This is a genomic window from Flavobacterium covae (assembly GCF_001534645.1).
Taxonomy (GTDB): domain Bacteria; phylum Bacteroidota; class Bacteroidia; order Flavobacteriales; family Flavobacteriaceae; genus Flavobacterium; species Flavobacterium covae.
In genome coordinates, this window is sequence record NZ_CP013992.1 from 1,619,481 (window position 1) to 1,644,355 (window position 24,875).

Genomic DNA, 24,875 nt, shown 5'->3' on the forward strand with positions numbered 1-24,875 from the left:
TAAAACCGCTTAATTACCTGATTCTTCTAGATCGTCAACTCTCTTTTTCTTTTCTTCTACAGGTTTTACTTCTTCTATTTTATTTTTTTCGTTTTTTCGTTTTTGTTTTTCTGCTTTTTCAGCTGCTTTTTCTAATTCTTCTTCTGATAAAATACCCGTTTTTGATTTTTTCTTTTCTTCTTTTTTAACTTCCTTGATCTCTTTACCATTTTTAATTTTTGGATCTTGATGATTTTTATCAAATCGCCAAGATACACCTAATCCTCCGTATAATAAATCGGGAGAATTTTTTATATTTTTGCTGATGGAAGCATCTAATTGAAGATTTTTGTTTAACAAATAAGCTCCTCCTAAAGTAAAGATTCCATCTGAATAATAATTTCCTTTAATGGCTTTATTTTCAAGCATTGCTGACCATTTTTCATTAATTCCATAAGTTACTGTTATTACGTAGCCGTAGTTAAATGTTTTAGATATAATTTTATCAGCAAAAAAATTAGTTACTACTACCCATCGTCTATCTAAATGATGTTGTGTAATGAACATAGCTTTAGGCGAAAAAGCTAATTCTTCTGGTATAGCATAATCGTTATTCATTGTATAATTTACACCCACATATCCTGATATAGCAGGAATCAATCGTTTCCAATCAAACTTATGGTTGGCTCTCCAACTATATATGTTAGTTTTTTTTTCACCTTTTTTAAACGGATCATAAAAAAGATATTTAGCTCCTAAGGTTGTTTGACGTAAACCATTTCTGTTTTTATTAAAGATTCCAGCAGTATAGTGATCCATTTGATATTGTAAATCAAGAGACAGCTCTAATTCTTCTTTTAAAAGTCCATAACGAGCCGTTAAATCAACTCCAGAACCATTGGCATCATAATTTGATACAGAATGAGATTCATTTATGTAGTATATGCCTCCTTCTATCTGCAAAACCTTTTTTCCTACCGAAAAAGCGCCTGCTGAATTTCCAGGTCTATTGGTATTAATTTCATCTGTGTATTGTGCAGTAAGCTGATTAAAAGCGACTAAACAAAGTGCTACAGCTAAATATTTGATTTGCTTCATGACTGATATTCTATAGTTTCAAAAGTACTATTTTATTTTAAAGAAAAAAGATTTTTTAAAATAAGGCTTCTAATAATAATAGTATTTTTATTTCTGATAAAAAATAAGTTAAAACAGTTCAAACGTGTAGTGAATCTTTTTATTTTTGGAAAAAAAATAAAAAATGCAAGAAGCTTCTATACCTGGTTTATTTAAAACCATTATCTACATTTTAGGCTTTTATTATCTGGTAAAAATTCTAAGTCGTGTTTTTCTACCTATTATTATGCGAAAGGTAATAAACAAAGCGCAAGAAAATTTTAATCGTCAATATCAGCAGGGTAATTCTGAACAATCTTCACATGAAACTTCCTATAAAAATGAAAAATCTAATAAAGATTTTAGAAAACCAACAAAACAAGTGGGTGAATATGTAGATTATGAAGAAATAGAATAAAGTTTAATATTTCAATGTTTTTAATATTGGTTTGTCCTTATTTTTAATTAGTCCATTTTCTTTAAACGATTCTATAAATTCAACTGATAAAATTAGGAATTGTGTAAGATAAGAGCTTTATTGTTTCTTTATTAGATCAAAATTATATCAAACAAAATAAGGCTTGGAAATAAAATTAATGAATATTAACAATGCCTTTTGTTAAATGATTTTCTGACACCTAAAATCTAAAATTTTACTATCTTCACGCCTTATTTTGATTGACTCTTACTTTATGAATAATTTAAAACGTTTTTATCCGCACGCACTAGCCATTATAGGTTTTGTATTGGTTGCCATCATCTATTTTTATCCTGTTTTAAATGGTAAAAAAATTCTGCAATCTGATATTGTTCAATATACCGCAATGGCTAAAGAACAAAATGATTTTAGGTCACAATATAAAGAAGAGCCATATTGGACTAATAGTGCTTTTGGAGGAATGCCAACTTATCAATTAGGTGCTAATTATCCTCATAATTATATTAAGAAAATTGATTCTATTATACGTTTTTTACCAAGACCTGCTGATTATCTATTTCTTTATTTTCTTGGTTTTTATATTTTGTTAATGGCGTTAAGAATAAAACCTTTAAAGGCCTTTTTTGGTGCATTAGCTTTTGGTTTTTCTACTTATTTAATCATTATCTTAGGAGTTGGTCATAATGCAAAAGCGCACGCAATTGCTTATATGCCTATGGTAGTAGCTGGTGTATTAATGGTTTTTCAGAAAAGATGGATTATTGGTGGAATTCTAACAATGCTTGCTGCTGCATTAGAACTTAATGCCAATCACTTTCAAATGACTTATTATTTGTTCATTTTCTTATTAGTTTTAACTTCTTATTATGTTTACAAGGCTATTAAAGAGGATGATCTAAAAGAATTAATCTATAGTTTTGGAATATTTGTAGTTTCAGGCATTATTTCAATTGGAGTAAATGCAACGGGTATATTAGCTACTCAAGAATATGCTAAGGAAAGTACACGCGGTAAAAACGAGTTAACTTTTAGCCCTGATGGCAAAAAAAACAATACTGAAACCTCTATGACTTATGACTATATAACTGAGTATAGTTACGGATTAGCCGAAAGTTTAAATCTAATATCACCTAGAATTTTTGGGGGTTCTAATAGTGAAAATATAGGAACAAAATCAGCTATGTATAATTTTGTTTTATCGCAAGAAGTTCCTGAGGATCAAGCTAAGGAAATAGTAAAAGGATTACCTACTTATTGGGGAGATCAACCCATAGTTGCGGCTCCTGCGTATATAGGTGCTATTGTGTTCTTTTTGGCTGTTTTGGCTTTATTTATTGATAAGAGAAAAATTAAATATGCTTTTCTCATAGGAGCTATCGTTTCATTGGTACTCTCATGGGGCAAAAATTTCCCTTTATTAACGGATTTTTTCATTTATCATATTCCGTTTTATGATAAATTTAGAGCAGTATCTTCTATACAAGTGGTTTTAGAACTATGTATGCCTGTATTGGCTGTACTAGGATTACAGTCTTATTTTATATCCGAAGAAAAAGAACAAAAAGAAGGTCTTATGAAAGCTAGTTTGTTCAGCATAGGAACGCTTTTGTTAATATTACTTTGCAAGTCATTATTTAGTTTTTCAGGTTCAGGAGATGGCTATTTTATTGATTCGTACGGCCCTGGATTTGTTGATGCTTTAAAGGAAGATAGAAAATCACTTTTTACATCTGACTTACTACGTTCAATGCTTTTAATCCTATTAACTGCTGGAACATTATTTTTAAGTTTTAAAAAGACTATTTCTCAGAAAGCAGCCACTTGGGTTGTAGGTTTATTAATGGTTACTGATTTATTTTTAATTGCTAAAAATTATGTAAATTCTTCAGATTTCGTTAATGCTTCTGAAGTAGACACCCCATTTATCATGGCTCCTTTTGATGAGGCTATCTTACAAGACAAATCACATTACAGAGTTTTTGAAGTTTCTCAAAACGTAATGAGTGATCCTCGTGCATCCTATTTTCATAAATCTATCGGAGGATATCATGCTGCTAAACCAAGAAGAATGCAAGAGCTTTTTGATTATCAAATTGCAAAAAATAATATAGAAGTGTTAAATATGCTCAATGTAAAATATTTAATACAAAAAAATGAAAAAGGAGAACAATTTCCTATTCGTAATCAACAAGCAAATGGTAATGCTTGGTTTGTAAAATCAATTAAATTCGTTAAATCAGCAGATGAAGAAATGAAAAGTCTAAGCAACTTTAATTCAAGATCAGTTGCTATTTTAAATACTGTTTCCGAAAAAAGTCAACAGCTTAAAGAGACTAAAACTATTTCAAACGAAAAGGCTAAAATTACGTTACAATCATACAAATCAAATGATCTAAAATATGAGTCTATAAATCCAAAAAATGGTTTTGCTGTATTTTCTGAAATCTATTATGGCAAAGGTTGGAATGCTTATATAGATGGAAAATTAGTTGATCATTATCGTGTAGATTATATTCTAAGAGGCTTGCCTATTCCTGCTGGTAAACATAATATAGAATTTAAGTTTGAACCTCAAGTTGTAAAAATAGGTAGCATTATAGCATTAATAAGCTTTATTCTAATGATAGGACTTATCATAGGAGGTATTTATTTAATTAAAAAGAAATCAATAAACTGAAATCAATATTTTATATAGGACTTGGAGGAGGGATAGGTAGTATTTTACGCTACCTAGCCTCTCTTTTTTTTAATCGGTTTGTTATAAGTGGCTTTCCTACTGGAACTTTTATGGTAAACAGCATAGGTTGTTTTTTAATTGGTCTTTTTTTTGGTTATTTTGAAAAACAAATTTATCATACAACCGAATTGAGATTTTTTTTTATAACTGGACTATGTGGTGGTTTTACTACCTTTTCTACCTATTCTAATGAAACTATTCAATTATTACAAAATAATCAAATAGGAATCGCTTTTTTGTATACTTTTTTAAGTATAGCCATTGGTTTTGGTATGACTTACTTAGGTATTCATTTAGTAAAAAATTAGCTCCTCTTAAAAAAAAGTATTGTAATGAAAAAAGTATTAATCATAACTTATTATTGGCCTCCTGCTGGTGGTCCAGGCGTTCAAAGATGGTTGAAATTTGTAAAATATTTACCTGATTTTAATATTGACCCGATTGTATACGTACCTGAAAACCCTACTTATCCTTTACTAGATAAAAAGTTAACAGAAGAAATATCTTCTACTATAACCATACTAAAAAGACCTATTATAGAACCTTATACATGGGCTTCTTTTTTTTCGAAAAATAGTACTAAAAAAATAAGTTCTGGAATAATTCCCGTACAAAAAAAACAATCATTAGTACAAAAATTATTATTATGGATCAGAGGAAATTTATTTATTCCTGATGCACGTGTTTTATGGGTAACCCCCTCTATTACTTATTTATCTGAGTACATACAACAAAACAATATAGATACTATAATTACTACAGGCCCTCCTCATAGCCTACACTTAATCGGATTAGAACTTAAGGAAAAACTAAATATCAGGTGGTTAGCTGATTTTAGAGATCCTTGGACAACTATTGGTTATCATAAGGCATTAAAATTAACTAAGAGTTCTGCTAAAAAACATAAAAAACTTGAACATAAAGTTATGAATACGGCAGATGAACTAATTGTTACTAGTCCAACTACTAAAAAGGAATTTCAATCTATTACAAAAAAGCCTATACATATAATTACAAATGGTTATGATGTAGAAAGAATAAATAAACAAACTTTAGATGAAAAATTTTCATTAGCTCATATAGGTTCTTTCCTATCCGATAGAAATCCTGAAATTTTATGGCAGGTTTTAAAAGATTTAACTATTGAAAATTCTATTTTTTCTAAGAATTTTGAATTAAAACTAATTGGTGCAACTAGTCAGGAAGTTCTTAATTCTATAAAATCTTTTAATCTAGATTCGTTTGTAAATAATTTGGGTTATGTTTCCCATGAAGAGGCTGTTGCACATCAACGAAAATCTCAAGTTTTACTTTTAATTGAAATAGACTCTGAAGAAACAAAAAGTATTATTCCAGGTAAAGTTTTTGAATATATAGTTTCGGAACGACCAATAATAGCTATTGGTCCAAATGGTTCTGATTTTGCATCTATTATAACAGACACTAATACAGGTAGTTTCTTTACTTATAATGAAAAAGAATCTCTTAAAGAAAAGATATTAGTGTATTTTAATGCTTATTTAGAAAACAATTTAAAGGTATATGCTGTAGGATTACAACAATATTCTCGTAAAAATTTAACAAAAAAACTGGTTGATATTTTGTAAGGTTTTTTTATAAAAAATAATACCATTTAAACTTAAAATATACTGGATTAAAAAGTAAAATTCTCGATCTGTTTTTTTATTTTAAAAACAACTCGAACAAACGGTTAAGTATATAATTGAAATCATCGTTAGTTCGAGCGCGAAGCGCATCGAGAACCAATATTAATTTTTGTTGCTTTTGTAGGATAGTGTCTAAATCAAACAATGTGATTTCTCCCTTTGGTCGAAATGACAAGATTGCGAACTTTTTGGACAGTCTCAAGGTAAAAAATAGTATTATGCGGAAATTTCAAAGTTTAAATGGTATGACAATTCTTTTAATTGTTTTTATAGAGGGTATTCATTTAGCCCATAAAAAAGGTTTAATAGTCAAAAATGGTTGGTAAAAATGCTGTAAAGCATTATAAAATATGATATTGACGAAAGTTTATTGAAATTAGTTTCAATAAACTTTTTTTATTTCATGAAAACTTCAAAAAAAAGCGTTGTCCAACCTGTAAAAGCCTCAATACGATAAAGTGGGGAATAAGAGAAAATAAGCAACGATTTAAGTGTAATGATTGTGGTCAATTATTTACTTCAAATAATAAATCAGTTTCAGATTCTAATAAAGAGATTTGGTTTAAAAACTGGATAATCGGTAAAGATATTTTTGATAAAATTTCACTTGAATCTGGTTACAGTAAAAGTACTTTACAACGTTATTTTTCTAAAATGTTATCTAAAGCTCCTGTTTTAGAGTTTAGCTCCACTGATGATGTTTATCTTATGATTGATGGAACTTATTTTCCTAATGATATTTGTCTAGTAGTTTATAGAAATTTTCATTTAAAATCTACTCAACTTTATAGAATAACTGATAACGAAAATTATGAAGAAGTTGCAGAAGATTTACAAAATTTATTAAATCTTGGGATTACTATAAAATGTATTACTTCTGATGGTGATAAATCTGTATTAAAAGCGATACAAAATATTTGCCCTGACATAGCTTTTCAAAGGTGTTTAGTACATATTTCAAGAATGTGTAAAATATGGCTCACGGCCAATCCAAAACACAAATCAGGCTTTGAATTAAAGCAAATTATAATTAAAATCCATCAGATTAATTCTGAATACAAAAGACAATTATGGTTAATAGAGCTTATACATTGGGAAGAAAAATATAGAGACTATCTTAATGAAAGATCATATAAAATCGAAAGTAAAAAATATTGGTATACTCATAAAATGGTTAGAAGATCATTTACTGTAATTAAAAAAGCATTACCACATATGTTTACCTATCTTAAAGATGATAAAATACCAAATTCAACTAATGCTCTTGAATCATTTTTTGGACATTTGAAAGACAATCTAAATATTCATAGAGGATTAAGTATAAAAAACAGGAAGAACTTTTTAAGATGGTATTTATACTATAAAAATCAAATTGAAAAATAGGTTTTTTCAGCCATATTTGATTACCGATAATTAAAAAAGGATAGATTAAAACCTATCCTTTAATTATCGTATAATCATCAAACTTATTGCTGGTTGGTTGCTCCTCAGCAGAGCCAACTTCCTCTTCAATTTGATGTTGTAATATAAGCAATTTAAAATCAAAAATTACCAACCATTTTTGACCACATTACCATAAAAAAAGTTGTTCTCTAAAAATAAGAACAACTTTTTTTGTAGATTTTCTAATATTCGTTTTAGATTTTTATAGTTTCTTTTTATTAAGCTTGCTGTTTTTAAATCCGTATGAAAAATAAATAACTAATCCTATTACTAACCAAATACCAAACCATTTCCAGTTAGATACTGCCATTCCTGTTAACAAATAACAACAAGATATTAATCCTAATAAAGGTATAAGTGATAATTTTTTTAAGAAAGACAGAACAGTCATAATTAAAGTAAAGATAAAAAATACTATTAAAGGCAAGTTTGTTGCTAAATTAACCTCATTTAAACTGAGTGTGGTGCTAAAATAATCAGGTAATAGAAAGTTTATGGTTCCTAAAGATAAAATAACTATAATTGGAAAAATCCATTTTGAATTTATATATGGTATTCTAAATTTTCCTCTTGTAGGAGCATTCGCTTCTTCGTCATTATGAGGTGCTAACATAAGAACACCTCCACAAACTAACACAAAAGCAAAAAGAGTGCCTATGCTAGTAAAATCTAGAACAAAATTTTCATCTGTAAAAAAGATTGGCAATCCTACAACAATTCCTGTAATCACGGTAGCAAATCCAGGTGTTTTGTATTTTGGATGTATGGAGGCAAATTGTTTAGGCATTAATCCGTCACGACTCATGGTCATCCAGATACGAGGTTGTCCCATCTGAAAAACTAACATAACGCTAGTCATAGCTGCTACTGCTGCAATGGATACAATAAACAACATCCACTTTATTCCTTTTAATGCAAAAATTTCCGCTAAAGGATCACTAACTCCTAATAGGTCATATTTTACCATTCCAGTCAATACTAATGCTAAAATAATATATACGATCGTACAAACTACTAATGAATAAATCATTCCTCTGGGTAAATCATGTTGAGGATTCTTACTCTCCTCTGCTAAAGTAGAAACGGCATCAAAACCTATGTATGCAAAGAAAACGGCTGAAACTCCTGCCATAACACCTTTAAAACCATTGGGCATGAAAGGAGTCCAATTATCAATATCTATATAAAATGCGCCAACTACTATTACTAGTACTATGACAACTAATTTTAGATATACCATAAAATTGCTTACATTTTTTGACTCGCTGGTTCCTCTATAAATTAAATAGGTTATTAATACGTTTATCAATACGGCTGGCATATCAAAAATAATTTTTAATCCTGCTATTTCTGGAGCATTTTGCCAAGCTAAGTATCCTTCTCCTGTCTTATTTTCTAAAAAAGCTACATGTGCTGATTTATAGTTTATTGTTAGCCATTCTGGCAAATGTAATCCGAAGGATTCTAAAAGATTGGTGAAATATCCACTCCATGAAAAAGCAATATAAATATTTCCTATTGAATACTCCATTAATAATGCCCAACCGATGATCCAGGCAAACAATTCTCCAAAAGAGACATAAGCATAGGTATAAGCACTACCTGAAACAGGAACTCTTGAAGCAAACTCAGCATAACACATAGCTGTAAAACCACAGGCTATAGCACAGATAATGTATAACAAGATTACACCTGGTCCTCCTGAAAAACAGGCATTACCTATAGCTGAAAAAGTACCTCCTCCAATAATAGCTGCAATCCCAAAAAAGGTTAAATCTTTAACTGTTAACACTTTATTTAATCCTGAGTGTTCTCCATCACCTCCCTGTTTTAAGATTACGTCTAGTGATTTTTTTCTAAATAATCGTGTTAATGACATATTTTTTGATTGATTTTTTTTATTAAGATCAACAAATATATAAAACTTGCGGATTTTTTTTTATTTATCTATTTTTTTTTATGTTTTTATTTGGTTTTCTATGAAACGGTTTTTCTAATCCTAAAGAATACTATACTTTTAGTTAACTTCTAACGGAGATAAGATTTTTAGAATAGACTATTAAAAAATATTTTTAGAACAAATATTTTATTTTCTTATAATTTTTTGTTTTTTCAAAAAATAGAAACAATCAAACTTTTACGATTTTATTATAAAAAAGTATTCAATCTTTTTCATTCGATATTTTTATATTATCTATAAAACAAGTTATCTTGATCTGAAAACGATTGAATACTGAAATTTATTGCTAAAAATAGCTTGAATTTTTTTTATATATACAATTAATTAAATACCTGCTAATTCTTTTAACTCACTCACAAAACGTTCCGCCAAAATATCAGCTTCTTTTTGTGAAGGTGCTTCTGTGTAAATACGAATAATAGGCTCTGTATTTGATTTTCTTAAGTGTACCCATTCCGTTGGAAAATCAATTTTTACTCCATCAATTGTTGAAATATTCTCATTTTTATATTTTTCTGCTATTTGGTTCATTACGCCATCAACATCTATTTGAGGTGTCAATTCTATTTTGTTTTTACTCATAAAATATTGAGGAAAATCAGCTCTCATTTCGGCAACTGTTTTATTTTGATTAGCTAAATGAGTTAAAAACAACGCAACTCCAACTAACGCATCGCGTCCGTAGTGAATTTCTGGATAAATGATTCCTCCATTTCCTTCGCCCCCAATAATGGCTTGTGTGGCTTTCATTAGTTCTACTACATTTACCTCTCCTACTGCACTGGCTTGATAGGTTCCTTTATGTTTTTCTGTAATATCTCTTAAAGCACGAGATGAGGACATGTTAGAGACTGTATTTCCTGGTGTTTTACTTAAAACATAATCTGCTATAGCAACTAATGTGTATTCTTCCCCAAACATTTCACCATCATTAGAGATAAAAGCTAAACGATCTACATCTGGATCTACCACAATTCCAAAATCTGCTTTTTCTTCTACCACTAATTTACAAATATCTGCTAAATGTTCTTTTAATGGTTCTGGGTTATGCGGAAAATGACCATTAGGTTCGCAATATAACTTGACTACTTCTACTCCCATTTCTTCTAATAATTTAGGAATAATGATTCCTCCTGAAGAATTAACTCCGTCAACTACTACTTTAAACTTTTTTTGAGTAACGGCTTGAACATCTACTAAGGGTAAGTTTAATACCTCATCAATATGAATATCCATGTAAGCATTATTTTCTATAATTTTTCCTAAAGAGTCAACATTTGCAAAATCAAATGCTTCTTTTTCTGCAATTTCTAAAATTTTAGCTCCTTCTAAACCGCTCAAAAATTCTCCTTTGGCATTTAACAATTTTAACGCGTTCCATTGTTTAGGATTGTGAGAAGCGGTTAAAATAATACCTCCGTCTGCTTGTTCTAAAGGTACTGCAACCTCAACTGTAGGGGTAGTAGACAACCCTAAATCAATTACATCAATTCCTAAGCCTATTAGCGTATTAACAACCAAGTTATGAATCATAGGTCCTGAAATACGAGCATCACGACCAATACAAACTTTTAATTTATCTTTTGAAATATTTTGTTTTAAGAAAGTTCCGTAAGCTGAAGCAAATTTTACTGCATCTACTGGTGTTAAATTATCGCCTACGCTCCCTCCTATGGTACCTCTAATTCCTGATATTGATTTTATTAAAGTCATTTTTGTTATATTTATAATTAAAAAACAAATATACTTTAAAGATTTAAGTAAAAAAACTATATTTATAACACTTCTAAAATGATTAAAACATAATAATTTTGAATTTTTTAGCTCATATTTATTTATCTGGTGAAAATGAATTACTTAAAATAGGTAATTTCATGGCTGATGGTATACGTGGAAAAGAGTATACCAAATTTGATATTGAAATTCAAAAAGGTATTCTTTTGCATAGGTTTATAGATTCTTTTACAGATGCTCATCCTTTGTATAGGAAGAGTAAACATAGGCTTCATAAAAATTACGGTCATTATGCTGGTGTTATTATGGATATTTTTTATGATCATTTTTTAGCAAAAAATTGGATCAGCTATCATTCTATACCGTTAGATCTATATGCTCATGCTTTTTATCAATTACTAAAAGACAATTATAATTTATTGACTCATAAGACGCAAAATATGCTTCCTTATATGATTGCTAATAATTGGCTTGTAAGTTATAGCACACTCACAGGAATTGAAATGATTCTTTTACAGATGGATTATAGAACGCAACATAGGGTAAATATGCCGCAAGCAATTTGTGAACTAAAAGAGTTTTATCTTCTTTTTGAAGAAGAATTTACGGCTTTTTTTGAAATTCTAATGAAAGAGTCTGATTTAAAAAGAGCTTCTTTTTAAACAATTTATTATGGTTAAAAAAATAGAAGTTGTTTGAAAGTAATTATCTAATATTAGTTTTCCTATTGGCTAAAAAAATCAATTTATAAGCATTATGTAACTTGCTTTAGATGTTTTCTTCTGATTGAGAGAACTTTTTAGAGCATCTTCTAATGTAAATAATACAGAAAAATATTAAGTTAAGATATTTTTCTGTATTATACTTTAGACAATTAAACTGTTTTTAAAATTTGAGATGCGTGTTCTTTTGTTTTTACTTTTAAGATGATATCTTCTATATATCCTTTTTCATCAATTATAAATGTGGTACGATGAATTCCATCAAACTCTTTTCCCATAAATTTTTTAGGCCCCCATACTCCGTATGCTTGAATTATTTCTTTATTTTCATCTGCTAATAAAGGAAAAGGGAAACTAAATTTTTCTGAAAATTTTTTTTGGTTTTTAGCGTTATCTGCACTTACTCCTAAAAGAACATAATTAAGTGAGGTAAATTTTTCAAAATTATTACTTAAATCACATGCTTCAGCAGTACAACCTGGGGTATTTGCTTTTGGGTAAAAAAATAGTATTATTTTTTTACCAGTATAATTTTTCAATTCATGCAAATTTCCATTTTCGTCTAAAACTGAAAAATCAGGAGCTTTATCTCCAATTTTTAAATTTGTCATTGTTTTACTTATTTTTGGTAAAAATAAAGAATAATGAACAAAGCAGAAAAAGTTAATTTTGTAATTAATACTCTTAAAGAACTCTACCCCACTATACCTATTCCTTTAGATCATAAAGATCCTTATACTTTATTAATAGCGGTCTTACTTTCTGCTCAATGTACTGATGTAAGAGTTAATCAGATTACACCTCTTCTTTTCGCAAAAGCAGATAATCCATACGATATGATTAAATTAAGTGTTGAGGAAATTCAAGAAATTATTAGACCTTGTGGACTATCTCCTATGAAATCAAAGGGGATTTATGGATTATCTCAAATTTTAATTGAAAAACATGAAGGAATAGTGCCTGTTTCTTTTGATGCGCTAGAAGCTTTACCTGCGGTGGGACATAAAACAGCTAGTGTTGTTATGAGTCAAGCTTTTGGTATTCCTGCTTTTCCAGTTGATACTCACATTCATAGGTTAATGTATCGCTGGAATCTTTCAGATGGTTCTTCTGTACAACAAACTGAAAAAGATGCTAAACGGCTTTTTCCTAAAGAAATGTGGAATGATCTTCATTTGCAGATTATATGGTATGGTCGAGAATATTCTCCGGCAAGAGGTTGGAAACTTGAAAATGATATTATTACTAAAACGATTGGAAGAAGTAGTGTTATCAAGGAATATAATAAAAAGCATCCTATTTAAGGATGCTTTAACATTACATAATCAAGTATTAATTGGTAACTAACTCAATTTTTTTACCATCTACTTTTATTATTTTTAAATCTCTTGAGTAACTCAAAATAAAATTTACCGTTTCTTTTTTTGGCATTATTTTAGAAAATCGAGATGTTTTTTTCGTGTAAAGTTTTGCCATAATAGTATTAAATAATCATTTGTATTACAACGTAAACTTTTTATTTTTATTGTTTTTAACTAGCTAAAGTTATATTATTTTTTTCTATACTTCTTCTCATATTAAGTAAAGCATAACGCATACGACCTAGAGCTGTATTGATACTAACTCCTGTTATTTCTGCTATTTCTTTAAAACTCAAATCGTCATATATTCTCATTTCTAATACTTGACGTTGATCATCTGGTAGTTCTTCTATCAAACGGATCAAATCATTTTCTACTTGTTCTGTGATCATCTTCATTTCAATATTAGGCGAACCATCTGTAATCAGAGAAAAAACAGAAAATTCTTCTGTATCTCGATATTTAGGCATTTTCTTTTCTTTTCTAAAAGTATCTATAATTAAATTATGAGCAATTCTCATAACCCAAGGCAAAAATTTTCCTTCTTCATTATAATGTTTTCCACCTCCTTTTAAAGTTTTGATTACTTTAATGAAAACATCTTGAAAGATATCATTTGCTATTTCAGTATCTTGTACTTTTGAATATATAAAACTGTAAATTTTAGTTTGATGACGATCAACCAATTGAGCTAAGGCATTCTCATTACCTTCTATATAGCTCCTTACTAAGAATGCATCTGGAATTATAGTAGTAGTCATAAACAATACTTTTTAAAAGTTATTCAGGTAAAAAACTAAAATTAAAAGTATTATTGCTTTATAGGCCTCTATATTATATGTTATAACACAAATTTATAACTATTTTCTTTATAAGAAGAAAAAATATTTTTTTTTAACATTTTTATAAAAATATTTTTTCTTACAAAGGCAGGTTCAGAATGCTTTTTAAAGTTATTATTTGATAAGTATCGTAAAAATCAAAACTGCTAACATGCTTCCTAAAATAGGTCCTATTACAGGAATCCAACTATAAGACCAATCAGCATTATCTTTATGTTTAATAGGTAAAATAGCATATATGATACGAGGACCTAAATCTCGTGCGGGATTAATAGCATATCCTGTGGCTCCACCTAATGAAAGTCCTATTCCTAAAACCAATAAAGCAACGGGCAATGCGTCTAAACTACCCAAAGAATTTTCTGCTCCTGTTAAAAACAAGATTCCTATGACTAGAACAAAGGTGGCTATTATTTCTGAAATTAAGTTGTGTAAAACATTTCTAATTGCTGGTTCATTACAAAAAGTAGCTTTTACTAATCCAGTATCTTCTGTTTCATCATAGTGTTGTTTATAAATTAAATACACTAATAATGCTCCCATCATAGCTCCTAAAAATTGAGATAAGATATAATATGACATGTCTTTCCAAGTTAGTTTACCCAAAATGGCTAAAGCTAATGATACAATAGGATTTAAGTGAGCGCCACTGCTTGAAGCGGTTATATAAACTCCTACAAATACAGCGATCGCCCATCCAAATGTAATGACAATCCAGCCTCCGTTATGTCCTTTCGTTTTATTTAATACCACATTAGCAACTACTCCATTACCTAGTAGTAACATGATCATGGTTCCAATAAATTCTGCTAAAAAAGGATTCATCATTTTTATTTTATTAAATATTGATTAGCTAATTGTTTAAATTCTTTAATTTGTTTTTCCATACTTTGAAATGTTATATTTTTTTCCTTGGCTATTATTTCGGCAACTGTATCTGTGCATTCTAAGCAAGCAGAGGCATCTAAAAATAATAACCGAATGCGTCTTGCTAAAATATCTTCTATTGTTTGAGCCATTTCGTTACGAAGAAACCATACTACTTCTGCTTTTGTGTAAGGATATTTTGGATGAAGTAATTCTGCAAGTTCATTATTATGAACTAATAGTTCTTTTATTTTAGGTATATCGGCTCCATAAATAGTTAAATGAGTAGAATCGTTTAGACGAGTCCAACCATGTATTTTTAATTGTTGTGTTTGGCATTTTTTAAACGGTAAATTAGCTGCTTGAATAGCTGTATTTATAGTATCTTCTGCCATACTTCTATAAGTTGTCCATTTTCCTCCAATAACATGAATTAAACCTGATGGTAAAATGGTTATTTCATGATCTCTAGGCATTACTTTGGTTGTAGTTATATCTTCTTTTTTTACTAAAGGTCTTAATCCTACAAATATACTTTTAACATCGTTTTTAGTTATCTTGTGAGAGGAATATTTATTAAAATGTTTTAATATAAACTGTATTTCTTCTTCTAGAGCTAAGGGTTCGGTTAAGACTTTATCGACCGCTGTATCTGTAGTTCCTAAAATTATTTTATCATACCAAGGAATGATAAAAAAAACTCTACCATCATCTGTTTTAGGCATCATTAGGGCGTGATGTCCTTTAAAAAAACAGGAATCAATAACTAAATGAATTCCTTGAGATGGTGCTATTGTTTTAGAGTTAGTATTTTCAGCTAAAGACAAGAGATCATCTGCAAAAACGCCTGTTGCATTAATCACTACTTTTGATCTAATGGAATATTCTTCTTGAGTTAACACGTCTTTTACTTTAACTCCTTTTAAATGTTTTTTATCTTTTATAAAATCTATTACTTCAAAATAATTAATAATTATTGCTTCTTTTTCAACGGCTGTTTGTGCTAAATTTATTGCTAATCGACTGTCATCAAACTGACCATCATAATACAGTACTCCTCCAAATAAATCTTTTGATTCTAAATCTGGTAAATATTCTTTTGTTTGTTTTTTAGATAAGAATTGAGTTACTCCTAAACTTAATTTACTTGATAACAGTTCATATATCCATAATCCTATTCCATAAAACCATTTATCATACCAATGATAAGCAGGCATTACAAAAGGCACTTTTTTACAAACATGAGGTGCATTATTTAATAATCTTCCTCTTTCTAATAAGGCTTCTCTTACTAATCGTATATTTCCTTGGGCTAAATATCGAACTCCTCCATGAACTAGTTTTGTAGCTCGACTTGAAGTTCCTTTGGCAAAATCATTTTTTTCTATTAATAATGTTTTATATCCACGAGAGGCAGAATCTACGGCACATCCTAATCCTGTTGCTCCTCCTCCAATTATAATAATATCAAAATCATTAGTAGATTTTAGTTTTTGTATTTGATCTTGTCTATTCATTTATATAAATGCTACGGATGCGTTAATAGCTTTTTTCCAACCTTCATTTAAAGAATTTCGTAATTCAGGTTCCATTGTGGAGGTAAATACTTTTTCTACTTGCCATTGTTGTTGTAATTCTTCTATACTTTTCCAAAAACCAATGGCTAAACCAGCTAAATAAGCAGCTCCTAGGGCTGTAGTTTCTGTAATAATAGGTCTTATTACTTTGCTATTTAATACATCGGCCTGAAATTGCATGAGTAAATTATTAACTGTGGCACCTCCATCTACGCGTAATTCTTTTATATAAATATGGCTATCTGCTTGCATTGCTAATAATACATCGCGTGTTTGATAGGCTATACTTTCTAAAGAAGCTCTAGCTATATGAGCTGCTTTAGTTCCTCTTGTTAATCCTGTAATAGTTCCTCTTGCATGCTGATTCCAATAAGGTGCCCCTAAACCAGCAAAAGCAGGTACTACATAAACTCCTTCTGTGGTTAATACTTTTTCAGCTAATGTTTCTACATCTTCCGAAGATTCTATAATACCTAAACCATCTCGTAACCATTGAACAACGGCACCCGCAATAAAAACGCTTCCTTCTAAAGCGTAATGTGTGACTCCATTTATTTTCCAGGCAACGGTTGTTAACAAATGATTTTGAGAGGGTATTAATTCTTCTCCTGTGTTCATTAGCATAAAACAGCCTGTTCCGTATGTATTTTTGACCATTCCTGGTTGAATGCACATTTGACCAAATAAGGCTGCTTGTTGATCTCCTGCTATTCCTGCTATTGGAATAGTAATTGTTTCGTCTAAAACATTTGTATAGCCGTAAATTTCACTACTACTACAGATTTGGGGTAAAATGCTCATCGGAATATTTAATATTTCCAATAATTCTTCATCCCATTCACAATTATGAATATTACAAAATAGGGTGCGACTTGCGTTACTAACATCAGTAACATGAACTTTACCTTGAGTTAGATTCCAAAGTAACCAAGTGTCAATAGTCCCGAATAAAATTTCTCCTTGTTCAGCTTTTGTTCTTGCTCCTTCAACATGATCTAAAATCCACTTTACCTTTGTTCCACTAAAATAAGAATCAACTACTAAACCTGTTTTTTGTTGAATTATGTTGTTTAGACCTCTAGACTTCAAATCATCACAAAAGACAGCTGTTCTTCTATCTTGCCAAACAATTGCATTGTAAATGGGCTTCCCTGTTTTTTTATCCCATAATACTGTGGTTTCACGCTGATTGGTAATACCAATAGCTTTTATTTCTGAAATTTTAATTTGTGCTTTTTTTATAACTTCAAAAATAGTTGTAAGTTGTGATTCCCAAATTTCTATGGGATCATGTTCTACCCAACCTGGTATAGGGTAAATTTGTGAAAATTCTTTCTGAGATACTGCTACAACATTTCCTTTTAAATCAAATAAAATAGAACGGCTACTTGTAGTTCCTTGATCTAATGATAATATATAATTTGACATAATATGCACGCATAGTTTTACCAAATATAACAAAATCAAAATCTATTTTTAAAAAAATGTCAAAAAATATTATTATTATTATTTTCTAACTTTTTATTAAATAAGCTACAAGCTGAGAAATTTATTGTTTTTAGGAGTTAAAGAAAAAAGAAGTTATCCTAAAAGGTAGCATTTTGTATTTTAACTTCATTTAATTATCTTACTTAAATCGAAATTAAGGCAAAATGAGCAGCTATAAAGAATCAAATATTATTATGTTTAGATTCTTTCTTAGTGTGAAAATAAGAAACTTAACACTAAGTTGTTCTCTTTTAGGAATCCTTCTTTTTATATTTTTTTGTTGTTAAAATAATTATTTTTTTTTGATATCATCTTGATTTCTGAAGACTAAATGATTATCAAAACAGTCTAAAAGAATCATAGTTTCTGTGGTTATTTTACTTGCTAAAATTTCCTTCGAAAGCTGGTTTAAAACTTCTCTTTGAATTACTCTTTTTACGGGTCTTGCGCCAAATTCTGGATCAAATCCTTTTTCTGATAAATAGGTAATTGCTTCAGGTGTTGCATCCATTGTTATATTTTGATGTGCTAACATTTTGGTTACACTTTTTAGTTGTAAGGCTACAATTTCTTTAATGTTAGTATTGGTTAATGGAGTAAACATAACAATTTCATCTATTCTATTAATAAATTCTGGTCGAACGGTTTGTTTAAGCAAGCCTAAGACTTCTATTTTTGCTAACTCTGTAGCAGCTTCTATGGATCCTCCTAAATTTTCAAATTTTTCTTGTATTATTTGACTTCCAATATTAGAGGTCATTATAATAATGGTATTTTTAAAATCGGCCAATCGTCCTTTATTATCGGTTAATCTACCTTCATCTAAAACTTGTAGTAAAATATTGAAAGTATCTGGGTGTGCTTTTTCAATTTCATCTAGTAATACTACAGAGTACGGTTTTCTTCTTACTGCTTCTGTCAACTGTCCTCCTTCATCGTATCCAACATAACCTGGAGGTGCTCCAACGAGTCTACTTACACTATGACGTTCTTGGTATTCGCTCATATCAATACGAGTCATGGCGTTTTCATCATCAAAAAGATATTCCGCTAATGCTTTTGCTAATTCTGTTTTGCCAACGCCTGTTGTACCTAAAAACAAAAAGGATCCAATTGGTTTTTTAATATCTTGTAAGCCTGCTCGGCTTCTGCGTACTGCATCGCTAATAGCTTGTATTGCTTCTTCTTGTCCTACGACTCTTTTATGAAGTTCGTCTTCTAGTTTTAATAATTTTTCGCGTTCACTTTGCAACATTTTTACTACTGGTATTCCTGTCCATTTAGCTACTACTTCTGCAATATCATCTTGCGTAACTTCTTCTTTTATTAAAGAATTTTCTTGTTGGTTTTCATTTAATTCTTTTTGTAAGCTATTTAATTTTTCTTGAGCTTCTTTAATTTTTCCGTATCTGATTTCGGCTACTTTTCCATAATCTCCATCTCTTTCGGCTCTTTCGGCTTCTAGCTTTAGATCTTCTATTGTTCGTTTTACATTTTGAATAGCGTCTACTAGATCTTTTTCTGATTTCCAGCGAATAAAGATATCATTTCGTTCTTCTTTTAAGTTAGCTAAATCTAAACCTAATGTTTTTAATTTAACCTCATCATTTTCTCTTTTTATGGCTTCTATTTCTATTTCTATTTGCATAATTTTTCGATCCAAAACATCTAATTCTTCTGGTTTAGAGTTGATTTCCATACGCAATTTAGAAGCTGCTTCATCCATTAAATCAATTGCTTTATCAGGTAAAAAACGATTAGTAATATAACGTTGAGACAATTCGACTGCGGCTATAATAGCGTCGTCTTTGATACGTACCTTATGATGTGTTTCATATTTTTCTTTAATTCCTCTTAATATAGATATGGCACTTTCTGTATCAGGTTCATCAATATTTACTTTTTGAAAACGACGTTCTAATGCTTTATCTTTCTCAAAATATTTTTGATATTCATCTAAAGTGGTAGCTCCAATAGCTCTTAATTCTCCTCTTGCTAAAGCTGGTTTTAAGATATTCGCTGCGTCCATTGCTCCTTCTCCTCCTCCTGCACCAACTAATGTGTGTATTTCATCTATAAATAATACAATATCTCCTTCTGCTGAAGTTACTTCTTTTACAACGGACTTTAGACGTTCTTCAAACTCTCCTTTGTATTTAGCTCCTGCTATAAGAGCCCCCATATCTAACGAATAGACTATTTTATCTTTTAGATTTTCAGGTACGTCTCCATCCACTATTCGGTATGCTAGTCCTTCTGCTATGGCTGTTTTTCCTACTCCAGGTTCTCCTATAAGCATTGGGTTATTTTTTGTTCGTCTCGTTAGTATTTGTAATACTCTTCTTATTTCTTCATCTCTTCCAATGACTGGATCTAATTTTCCAATTCTAGCTAATTCGTTTAAGTTTTTGGCATATTTATTTAATGAATTATAGGTTTCTTCTGCTGATGCTGATGTAACTCGTTCGCCTTTTCGAATTTCTGCAATAGCGCTTTCAAGTCCTTTTTCGGTAACGCCTTGATCTTTTAAAATCTGAGCTACTTTACTTTTTGATTTGAAAATAGCTAAAATTAGATGTTCTATTGAAACATATTCATCATTTCTTTTTTTGGCTATGTTATTTGCTTCAATTAATGATGTGTTTGCTTCACGAGAAAGTATTAGATCACCACCTGATACTTTAGGAAAATTCTGAATTGTACTTTCTAGTATTTTTTTAAAAAGTTCTACGTTTACATTTAGTTTTTTTAGTATAAAAGGTGCTACATTTTCATCTACTTCTAGAATTCCTTTAAAAATGTGTTCATTTTCCAGTTGTTGTTGTCCACTGCCTTGTGCTATTTGTTGGGCTTCTTGCAAGGCTTCTTGCGATTTAATTGTTAAATTATTTAAGTTCATTTTAGTTTTAATTTCAAGTTCAACATTTTAGTTTTAATCTTAGGAGTATTTTTAAACTTTTATTTGTTTTAAAATAAACAATTTATGTTCCATTGCAATTCTTAAGACAAAATGTCTTTTATTTAAACATACAACTTACACAAAACAGTCAAAATGACAGAGTTATATCTTTCTTGTAGATGATTATAAAAAAATTAGATCAGAAGCAAAAAACAACAACGAATTGACCGAAATGAGTACGATAAATGTTGTTTTTTTGAATAGGTAGAAAATATTTTATATTTAAGAGTTCGTTATTTTGGTATGCTTCTATGTTTTTTAGTGATGAAAAATGACGTTATACTTTCACTAGTAAAACTTTTGGAGATAAAAAATTAAACAAAATAGTGTTAATAAAAATTCAGTTTATATCAAACATCTAAATCAAACAATTTTCTTAAGGTATCTAAAGCTGGATTTATATCGCGCATTAATTGATATTTTTCTTCTGCTGTAAATGCTTTTTTTGTTTCAATGGTTTCGTTAAGTTTAATCTCTAAATTAATAGTATGGTTATGTAGTTTTCCTCTTAGATAACCTAACAAATCATGTTTTTCTCCTTCGAAATCTATTTTTGAACTTTCATTAGGCAATTCATGAATAATAGTAGTTCCTTCTAAAATAGGATCATTAATGAGCATTAAGGATTCTAAAATTTTATATCCTTTGTTTCCTAATTTTTGAGCATACTTTAACCATTGCTCTAGCATTTCGGTTTCAGTAAATGGTTCTACTGGTAGTTCATCATGATGCTTTTGTTCTGGTTTTAATTGAGCTTCTAATTCTTTTTTTACTCGGATACTTGACAATGATAAAGAGGATACTTTAGGCCCTATATCTTGGGTAGTTTCAGGCTTAGATTCTTTTTTTTCAGGAGAAACTTGCTCTTTATTTAGTTCTTTTCCTGAAAGATTTACTTTATTGGTGAGCTGATTTTTTGGCGTTTCAACAATTGGTTTTACCTCTGTAATGGAAAAACTAGAGTTTCTATAATAAGTAGGTGGGATTATAAATGAGTTAGCTTTTTTTTTTCTCCATCAAAAGTGATAGAGGCTAACTGCATTAAACACAACTCAACCAAAAGACGTTGATTTTGGGAGGTTTTGTATTTTAAATCACAATCATTAGCTAATTCAATACCTTGCAATAAAAAATCTTGTGATGCTTTTTGAGCTTGTTCTCCATAAAGTTTTTGTGCATGTTCTCCTGCTTCAAGAAGTATTAAAGTGGTTGGATTTTTACAAACTAACAAATTTCTAAAATGGGAAGCTAAACCTGCCACGAAATGATGGCTATCAAAACCTTTTGCTAAAATTTCGTTATAAGCTAATAATAAATCTGGAATTTTATTTTCTAATATTAAATCTGTTACCTTTATATAGTACTCGAAATCAAGTACGTTTAAATTTTCAGTTACAGCAGCTCTTGTTAAATTTTTACCACAATAAGATACCACGCGATCAAAAATAGATAGAGCATCACGCATAGCTCCATCTGCCTTTTGTGCAATTATATGCAAAGCATCATCTTCAAACATAATACCTTGATTCCTTGCCACTTCTGCTAAATGTTCTTTGGCATCTTTAACTGTTATTCTTTTAAAATCAAAAATTTGACAACGAGATAAAATGGTTGGTATAATTTTATGTTTTTCGGTTGTAGCAAGTATAAATATTGCATGCCTAGGAGGTTCTTCTAATGTCTTTAAGAAAGCATTAAAAGCCGCAGTTGACAACATGTGCACCTCGTCTATGATATATACTTTATATTTACCTGTTTGTGGTGGTATTCGTACTTGATCTATCAAATTACGAATATCATCTACTGAGTTATTAGAAGCTGCATCTAGCTCAAATACATTAAAGGCAAAATCTTCATAGGGATCATCATATCCTTCCTGATTAATTTTTCTTGCTAAAATTCGAGCACAAGTAGTCTTTCCTACTCCTCTAGGACCTGTAAATAATAACGCTTGAGCTAAATGATTATTATCAATGGCATTTAATAAAGTATTAGTAATAGCCTGTTGCCCAACAACATCCTTAAATGTTTGAGGTCTGTATTTACGAGCTGATACAATAAACTGTTCCATAGACAAAAATGAGCTACAAATATAACAGATTAAAACGATAGTTTCCAAAAGGAAGTTTTTTTATTTTCAGATTGCTTTAAACATGAAAACTAAAATATTTTATTTTTTAGAATTAAATTGGCAATTATATCATTAGTTATTCATAAGTTTGCAGAGCAGATCGCCTTATCGCTCTCTATTTTTAGAGGGAGGAAAGTCCGGACACCATAGAGCAAGCGTAGCGGGTAACACCCGTCACTTTGAAATAATTCAGAGGAGGACAAGTGCAACAGAAAGAATGTACAGATAATGCTGTAGTGAAATCAGGTAAACTCTATGCGGTGAAATGCCATGTATATCAGTAGTTAAGGGTTGCTCGCCCGTTGCTGAGGGGTAGGCAGATGGATCAAATTAGCAATAATTTGACTAGATAAATGATAAGGACATATTTATTATGTACAGAATCCGGCTTACAGGTCTGCTTTTTTTTATTTTACTCCCACCTTTACACTCTCTTTTTTATTCAAGTAAAAAAAATCAAAGTCAATAGAGAGATAATTTATAATTCTGATATTTATAAAAAAAGCCAACTTTGAAATTTTCAAAATTGACTTTTACCACACTAAATGAAATGAGTGTATACTAAACAAACATTCTTACAATATCTTCTTTTAAATAGCTCTATAAAATGAAAGAAAGCACCTCTATTCTTGGGGATAAGAGGCACTTCTCAATCAAATAAACAAACTAAAAAACTAAACTATCATGAATTTATTTTCAGATTTTTTAAAGGTCTAAAAACAAATGTTGTTCTGATTTCTGTTACAAATATAAAACAAGTTTCGATTAAATTACAAATAAAATCGATAAAAAGCATATTTTATTTTAAAAAGTAAGAAAAAACTTACGTTATGAGTTATTTTCAAGGGGATAATCGACTAATTTCCCAATTAAATTCTTCTTTTAATTGATACCTAATACGATCATGTAGCCTATTTGGACGTCCTTGCCAGAACTCTACTTCTTTAGGTTCTATTAGAAATCCTCCCCAATAATCTGGTCGAACAATATCTTTTCCTTTTAAATCTATTTCTAATTTATGTAATTTTTGATCTAAAAAGGCTCTACTTGGAATTACTTCACTTTGTTTTGAAACTATTGCACCTAATTTACTTCCACTAGGTCTTGAATCAAAGTAAGCATCTGAGATAGAAGGTGAAATTTTTTGAGCTATTCCTTTTATAATGACTTGACGCTCCATTGAATGCCAAAAAAAAGAAAGACATACGTTTGGATTTGCTGTAATTGCTTTCCCTTTTTCTGATAAATAGTTGGTATAAAAAACAAAACCTTCTTCATTGTATCTTTTCAACAAAACCACTCTTGCTTTTGGAAACCCATCTAGTCCTATTGTTGAAATCGTCATAGCATTTACTTCATCTACTCCCCCAAATTCTTCTACCTCATGAAACCAACGATGAAAAAGATTTATAGGGTCTTCTGGAATGTTTTCTTCTAATAATTCACTCCTTTGATATACTTTTCTATAATTACTTAAATCTTCCATTTTTGCTAATTCAGTTGTTATTTTTTTTACTGTGTAAGAAATACAAACTTATTATTTTTAACAATTCAAAGTTTTTTTATTCTACAAACTTACTTTGTATCATGATTTATTTTTATTTCAAGCGACTTTGGTTTTATAGCTGTATGCTATTGTTTCTTTATATTTCTGTATTGATAATATAAATGATTCTTCAGTATAGAATAAACTTCTTAATTTATCCTAAATTTTATTTTAATCTTTATTTTACGACAGATAAAGTATACTAAAATTTTCCACGTACTAAAATCATAAATGGAGTACTTTTTTAGATTTAAAAATTTTTTATCTAAAATTACCATTAACTAAATCTAATATTTCATTTTATTCA

Annotated in this window: 19 protein-coding genes and 1 other RNA gene; 8 read left to right on the forward strand and 12 right to left on the reverse strand. The window is 29.7% G+C overall.

From position 1 onward, the window contains the following. Nucleotides 1-9 precede the first annotated feature (9 nt). Complete coding sequence (locus AWN65_RS07195) at nucleotides 10-1,077, reverse strand: transporter (RefSeq protein ID WP_060382538.1); 1,068 nt, start codon at nucleotides 1,075-1,077, stop codon at nucleotides 10-12. Nucleotides 1,078-1,240: 163 nt separating this feature from the next. On the opposite strand from AWN65_RS07195, the gene AWN65_RS07200 reads away from it, so the two are divergent. From AWN65_RS07200 to AWN65_RS07225, 5 genes are all read left to right on the forward strand, one after another. After that, nucleotides 1,241-1,513, forward strand: a complete 273-nt coding sequence (locus AWN65_RS07200; RefSeq protein WP_060382539.1) for a DUF4834 family protein — start codon at nucleotides 1,241-1,243, stop codon at nucleotides 1,511-1,513. Between the two features lie 274 nt (nucleotides 1,514-1,787). Beyond that, nucleotides 1,788-4,211 (forward strand): YfhO family protein, encoded by a 2,424-nt coding sequence (locus tag AWN65_RS07205; RefSeq protein ID WP_060382540.1) that lies wholly within the window; start codon nucleotides 1,788-1,790, stop codon nucleotides 4,209-4,211. A 14-nt stretch (nucleotides 4,212-4,225) separates the two neighbouring features. Further along, entirely contained in the window at nucleotides 4,226-4,579 is a 354-nt protein-coding gene (gene crcB, locus AWN65_RS07210) for a fluoride efflux transporter CrcB (RefSeq protein WP_256366392.1), read from the forward strand. A gap of 24 nt (nucleotides 4,580-4,603) precedes the next feature. Continuing rightward, nucleotides 4,604-5,878, forward strand: a complete 1,275-nt coding sequence (locus tag AWN65_RS07215; protein WP_060382542.1) for a glycosyltransferase family 4 protein — start codon at nucleotides 4,604-4,606, stop codon at nucleotides 5,876-5,878. 435 nt (nucleotides 5,879-6,313) lie between these two features. Then, nucleotides 6,314-7,321, forward strand: coding sequence for an IS256 family transposase, variant Zn-binding type (locus AWN65_RS07225; protein WP_424959246.1), 1,008 nt, complete (start codon nucleotides 6,314-6,316; stop codon nucleotides 7,319-7,321). 262 nt (nucleotides 7,322-7,583) lie between these two features. Here the strand turns inward: AWN65_RS07225 and AWN65_RS07230 are convergent, their stop codons facing one another. Further along, nucleotides 7,584-9,260: an amino acid permease gene (locus tag AWN65_RS07230; RefSeq protein ID WP_174647506.1), complete on the reverse strand. Its 1,677-nt coding sequence runs from the start codon at nucleotides 9,258-9,260 to the stop codon at nucleotides 7,584-7,586. Between the two features lie 405 nt (nucleotides 9,261-9,665). After that, nucleotides 9,666-11,054: a phosphoglucosamine mutase gene (glmM, locus tag AWN65_RS07235; RefSeq protein ID WP_060382544.1), complete on the reverse strand. Its 1,389-nt coding sequence runs from the start codon at nucleotides 11,052-11,054 to the stop codon at nucleotides 9,666-9,668. Between the two features lie 98 nt (nucleotides 11,055-11,152). Between glmM and AWN65_RS07240 the strand changes: the two genes are divergently transcribed. Next, nucleotides 11,153-11,737, forward strand: a complete 585-nt coding sequence (locus AWN65_RS07240) for an acyl carrier protein phosphodiesterase (RefSeq protein WP_060382545.1) — start codon at nucleotides 11,153-11,155, stop codon at nucleotides 11,735-11,737. Nucleotides 11,738-11,949: 212 nt separating this feature from the next. On the opposite strand, the gene bcp is transcribed toward AWN65_RS07240, so the two are convergent. Then, a complete protein-coding gene (gene bcp / locus AWN65_RS07245) occupies nucleotides 11,950-12,408 on the reverse strand; it encodes a thioredoxin-dependent thiol peroxidase (RefSeq protein WP_060382546.1) in 459 nt (152 codons plus the stop codon). A gap of 33 nt (nucleotides 12,409-12,441) precedes the next feature. On the opposite strand from bcp, the gene AWN65_RS07250 reads away from it, so the two are divergent. Beyond that, entirely contained in the window at nucleotides 12,442-13,101 is a 660-nt protein-coding gene (locus AWN65_RS07250) for an endonuclease III domain-containing protein (protein ID WP_060382547.1), read from the forward strand. 227 nt (nucleotides 13,102-13,328) lie between these two features. On the opposite strand, the gene AWN65_RS07255 is transcribed toward AWN65_RS07250, so the two are convergent. The 7 genes from AWN65_RS07255 to dnaX all read right to left on the reverse strand — a co-directional run bounded on the left by AWN65_RS07255 (nucleotide 13,329) and on the right by dnaX (nucleotide 22,962). Beyond that, entirely contained in the window at nucleotides 13,329-13,919 is a 591-nt protein-coding gene (locus tag AWN65_RS07255) for an RNA polymerase sigma factor (RefSeq protein ID WP_060382548.1), read from the reverse strand. Between the two features lie 195 nt (nucleotides 13,920-14,114). Continuing rightward, a complete protein-coding gene (locus AWN65_RS07260) occupies nucleotides 14,115-14,825 on the reverse strand; it encodes an MIP/aquaporin family protein (protein ID WP_060383854.1) in 711 nt (236 codons plus the stop codon). A 5-nt stretch (nucleotides 14,826-14,830) separates the two neighbouring features. Next, nucleotides 14,831-16,384 (reverse strand): glycerol-3-phosphate dehydrogenase/oxidase, encoded by a 1,554-nt coding sequence (locus AWN65_RS07265; protein WP_060382549.1) that lies wholly within the window; start codon nucleotides 16,382-16,384, stop codon nucleotides 14,831-14,833. Further along, on the reverse strand, nucleotides 16,385-17,872 hold the full coding sequence (gene glpK / locus AWN65_RS07270) for a glycerol kinase GlpK (RefSeq protein ID WP_060382550.1): 1,488 nt from the start codon (nucleotides 17,870-17,872) through the stop codon (nucleotides 16,385-16,387). It abuts the gene before it with no gap. Nucleotides 17,873-18,224: 352 nt separating this feature from the next. Next, nucleotides 18,225-20,831, reverse strand: coding sequence for an ATP-dependent chaperone ClpB (gene clpB, locus AWN65_RS07275; protein ID WP_060382551.1), 2,607 nt, complete (start codon nucleotides 20,829-20,831; stop codon nucleotides 18,225-18,227). Between the two features lie 410 nt (nucleotides 20,832-21,241). Then, entirely contained in the window at nucleotides 21,242-21,679 is a 438-nt protein-coding gene (locus AWN65_RS07280) for a hypothetical protein (protein ID WP_060382552.1), read from the reverse strand. A gap of 197 nt (nucleotides 21,680-21,876) precedes the next feature. Next, nucleotides 21,877-22,962 (reverse strand): DNA polymerase III subunit gamma/tau, encoded by a 1,086-nt coding sequence (dnaX, locus tag AWN65_RS07285; protein WP_060382553.1) that lies wholly within the window; start codon nucleotides 22,960-22,962, stop codon nucleotides 21,877-21,879. 152 nt (nucleotides 22,963-23,114) lie between these two features. Here dnaX and rnpB point away from each other — a divergent pair. After that, nucleotides 23,115-23,430, forward strand: an RNA gene (gene rnpB, locus AWN65_RS07290) — RNase P RNA component class A. A 433-nt stretch (nucleotides 23,431-23,863) separates the two neighbouring features. Here rnpB and pdxH read toward each other — a convergent pair. After that, a complete protein-coding gene (pdxH, locus tag AWN65_RS07295; RefSeq protein WP_060382554.1) occupies nucleotides 23,864-24,508 on the reverse strand; it encodes a pyridoxamine 5'-phosphate oxidase in 645 nt (214 codons plus the stop codon). Nucleotides 24,509-24,875: the final 367 nt, after the last annotated feature.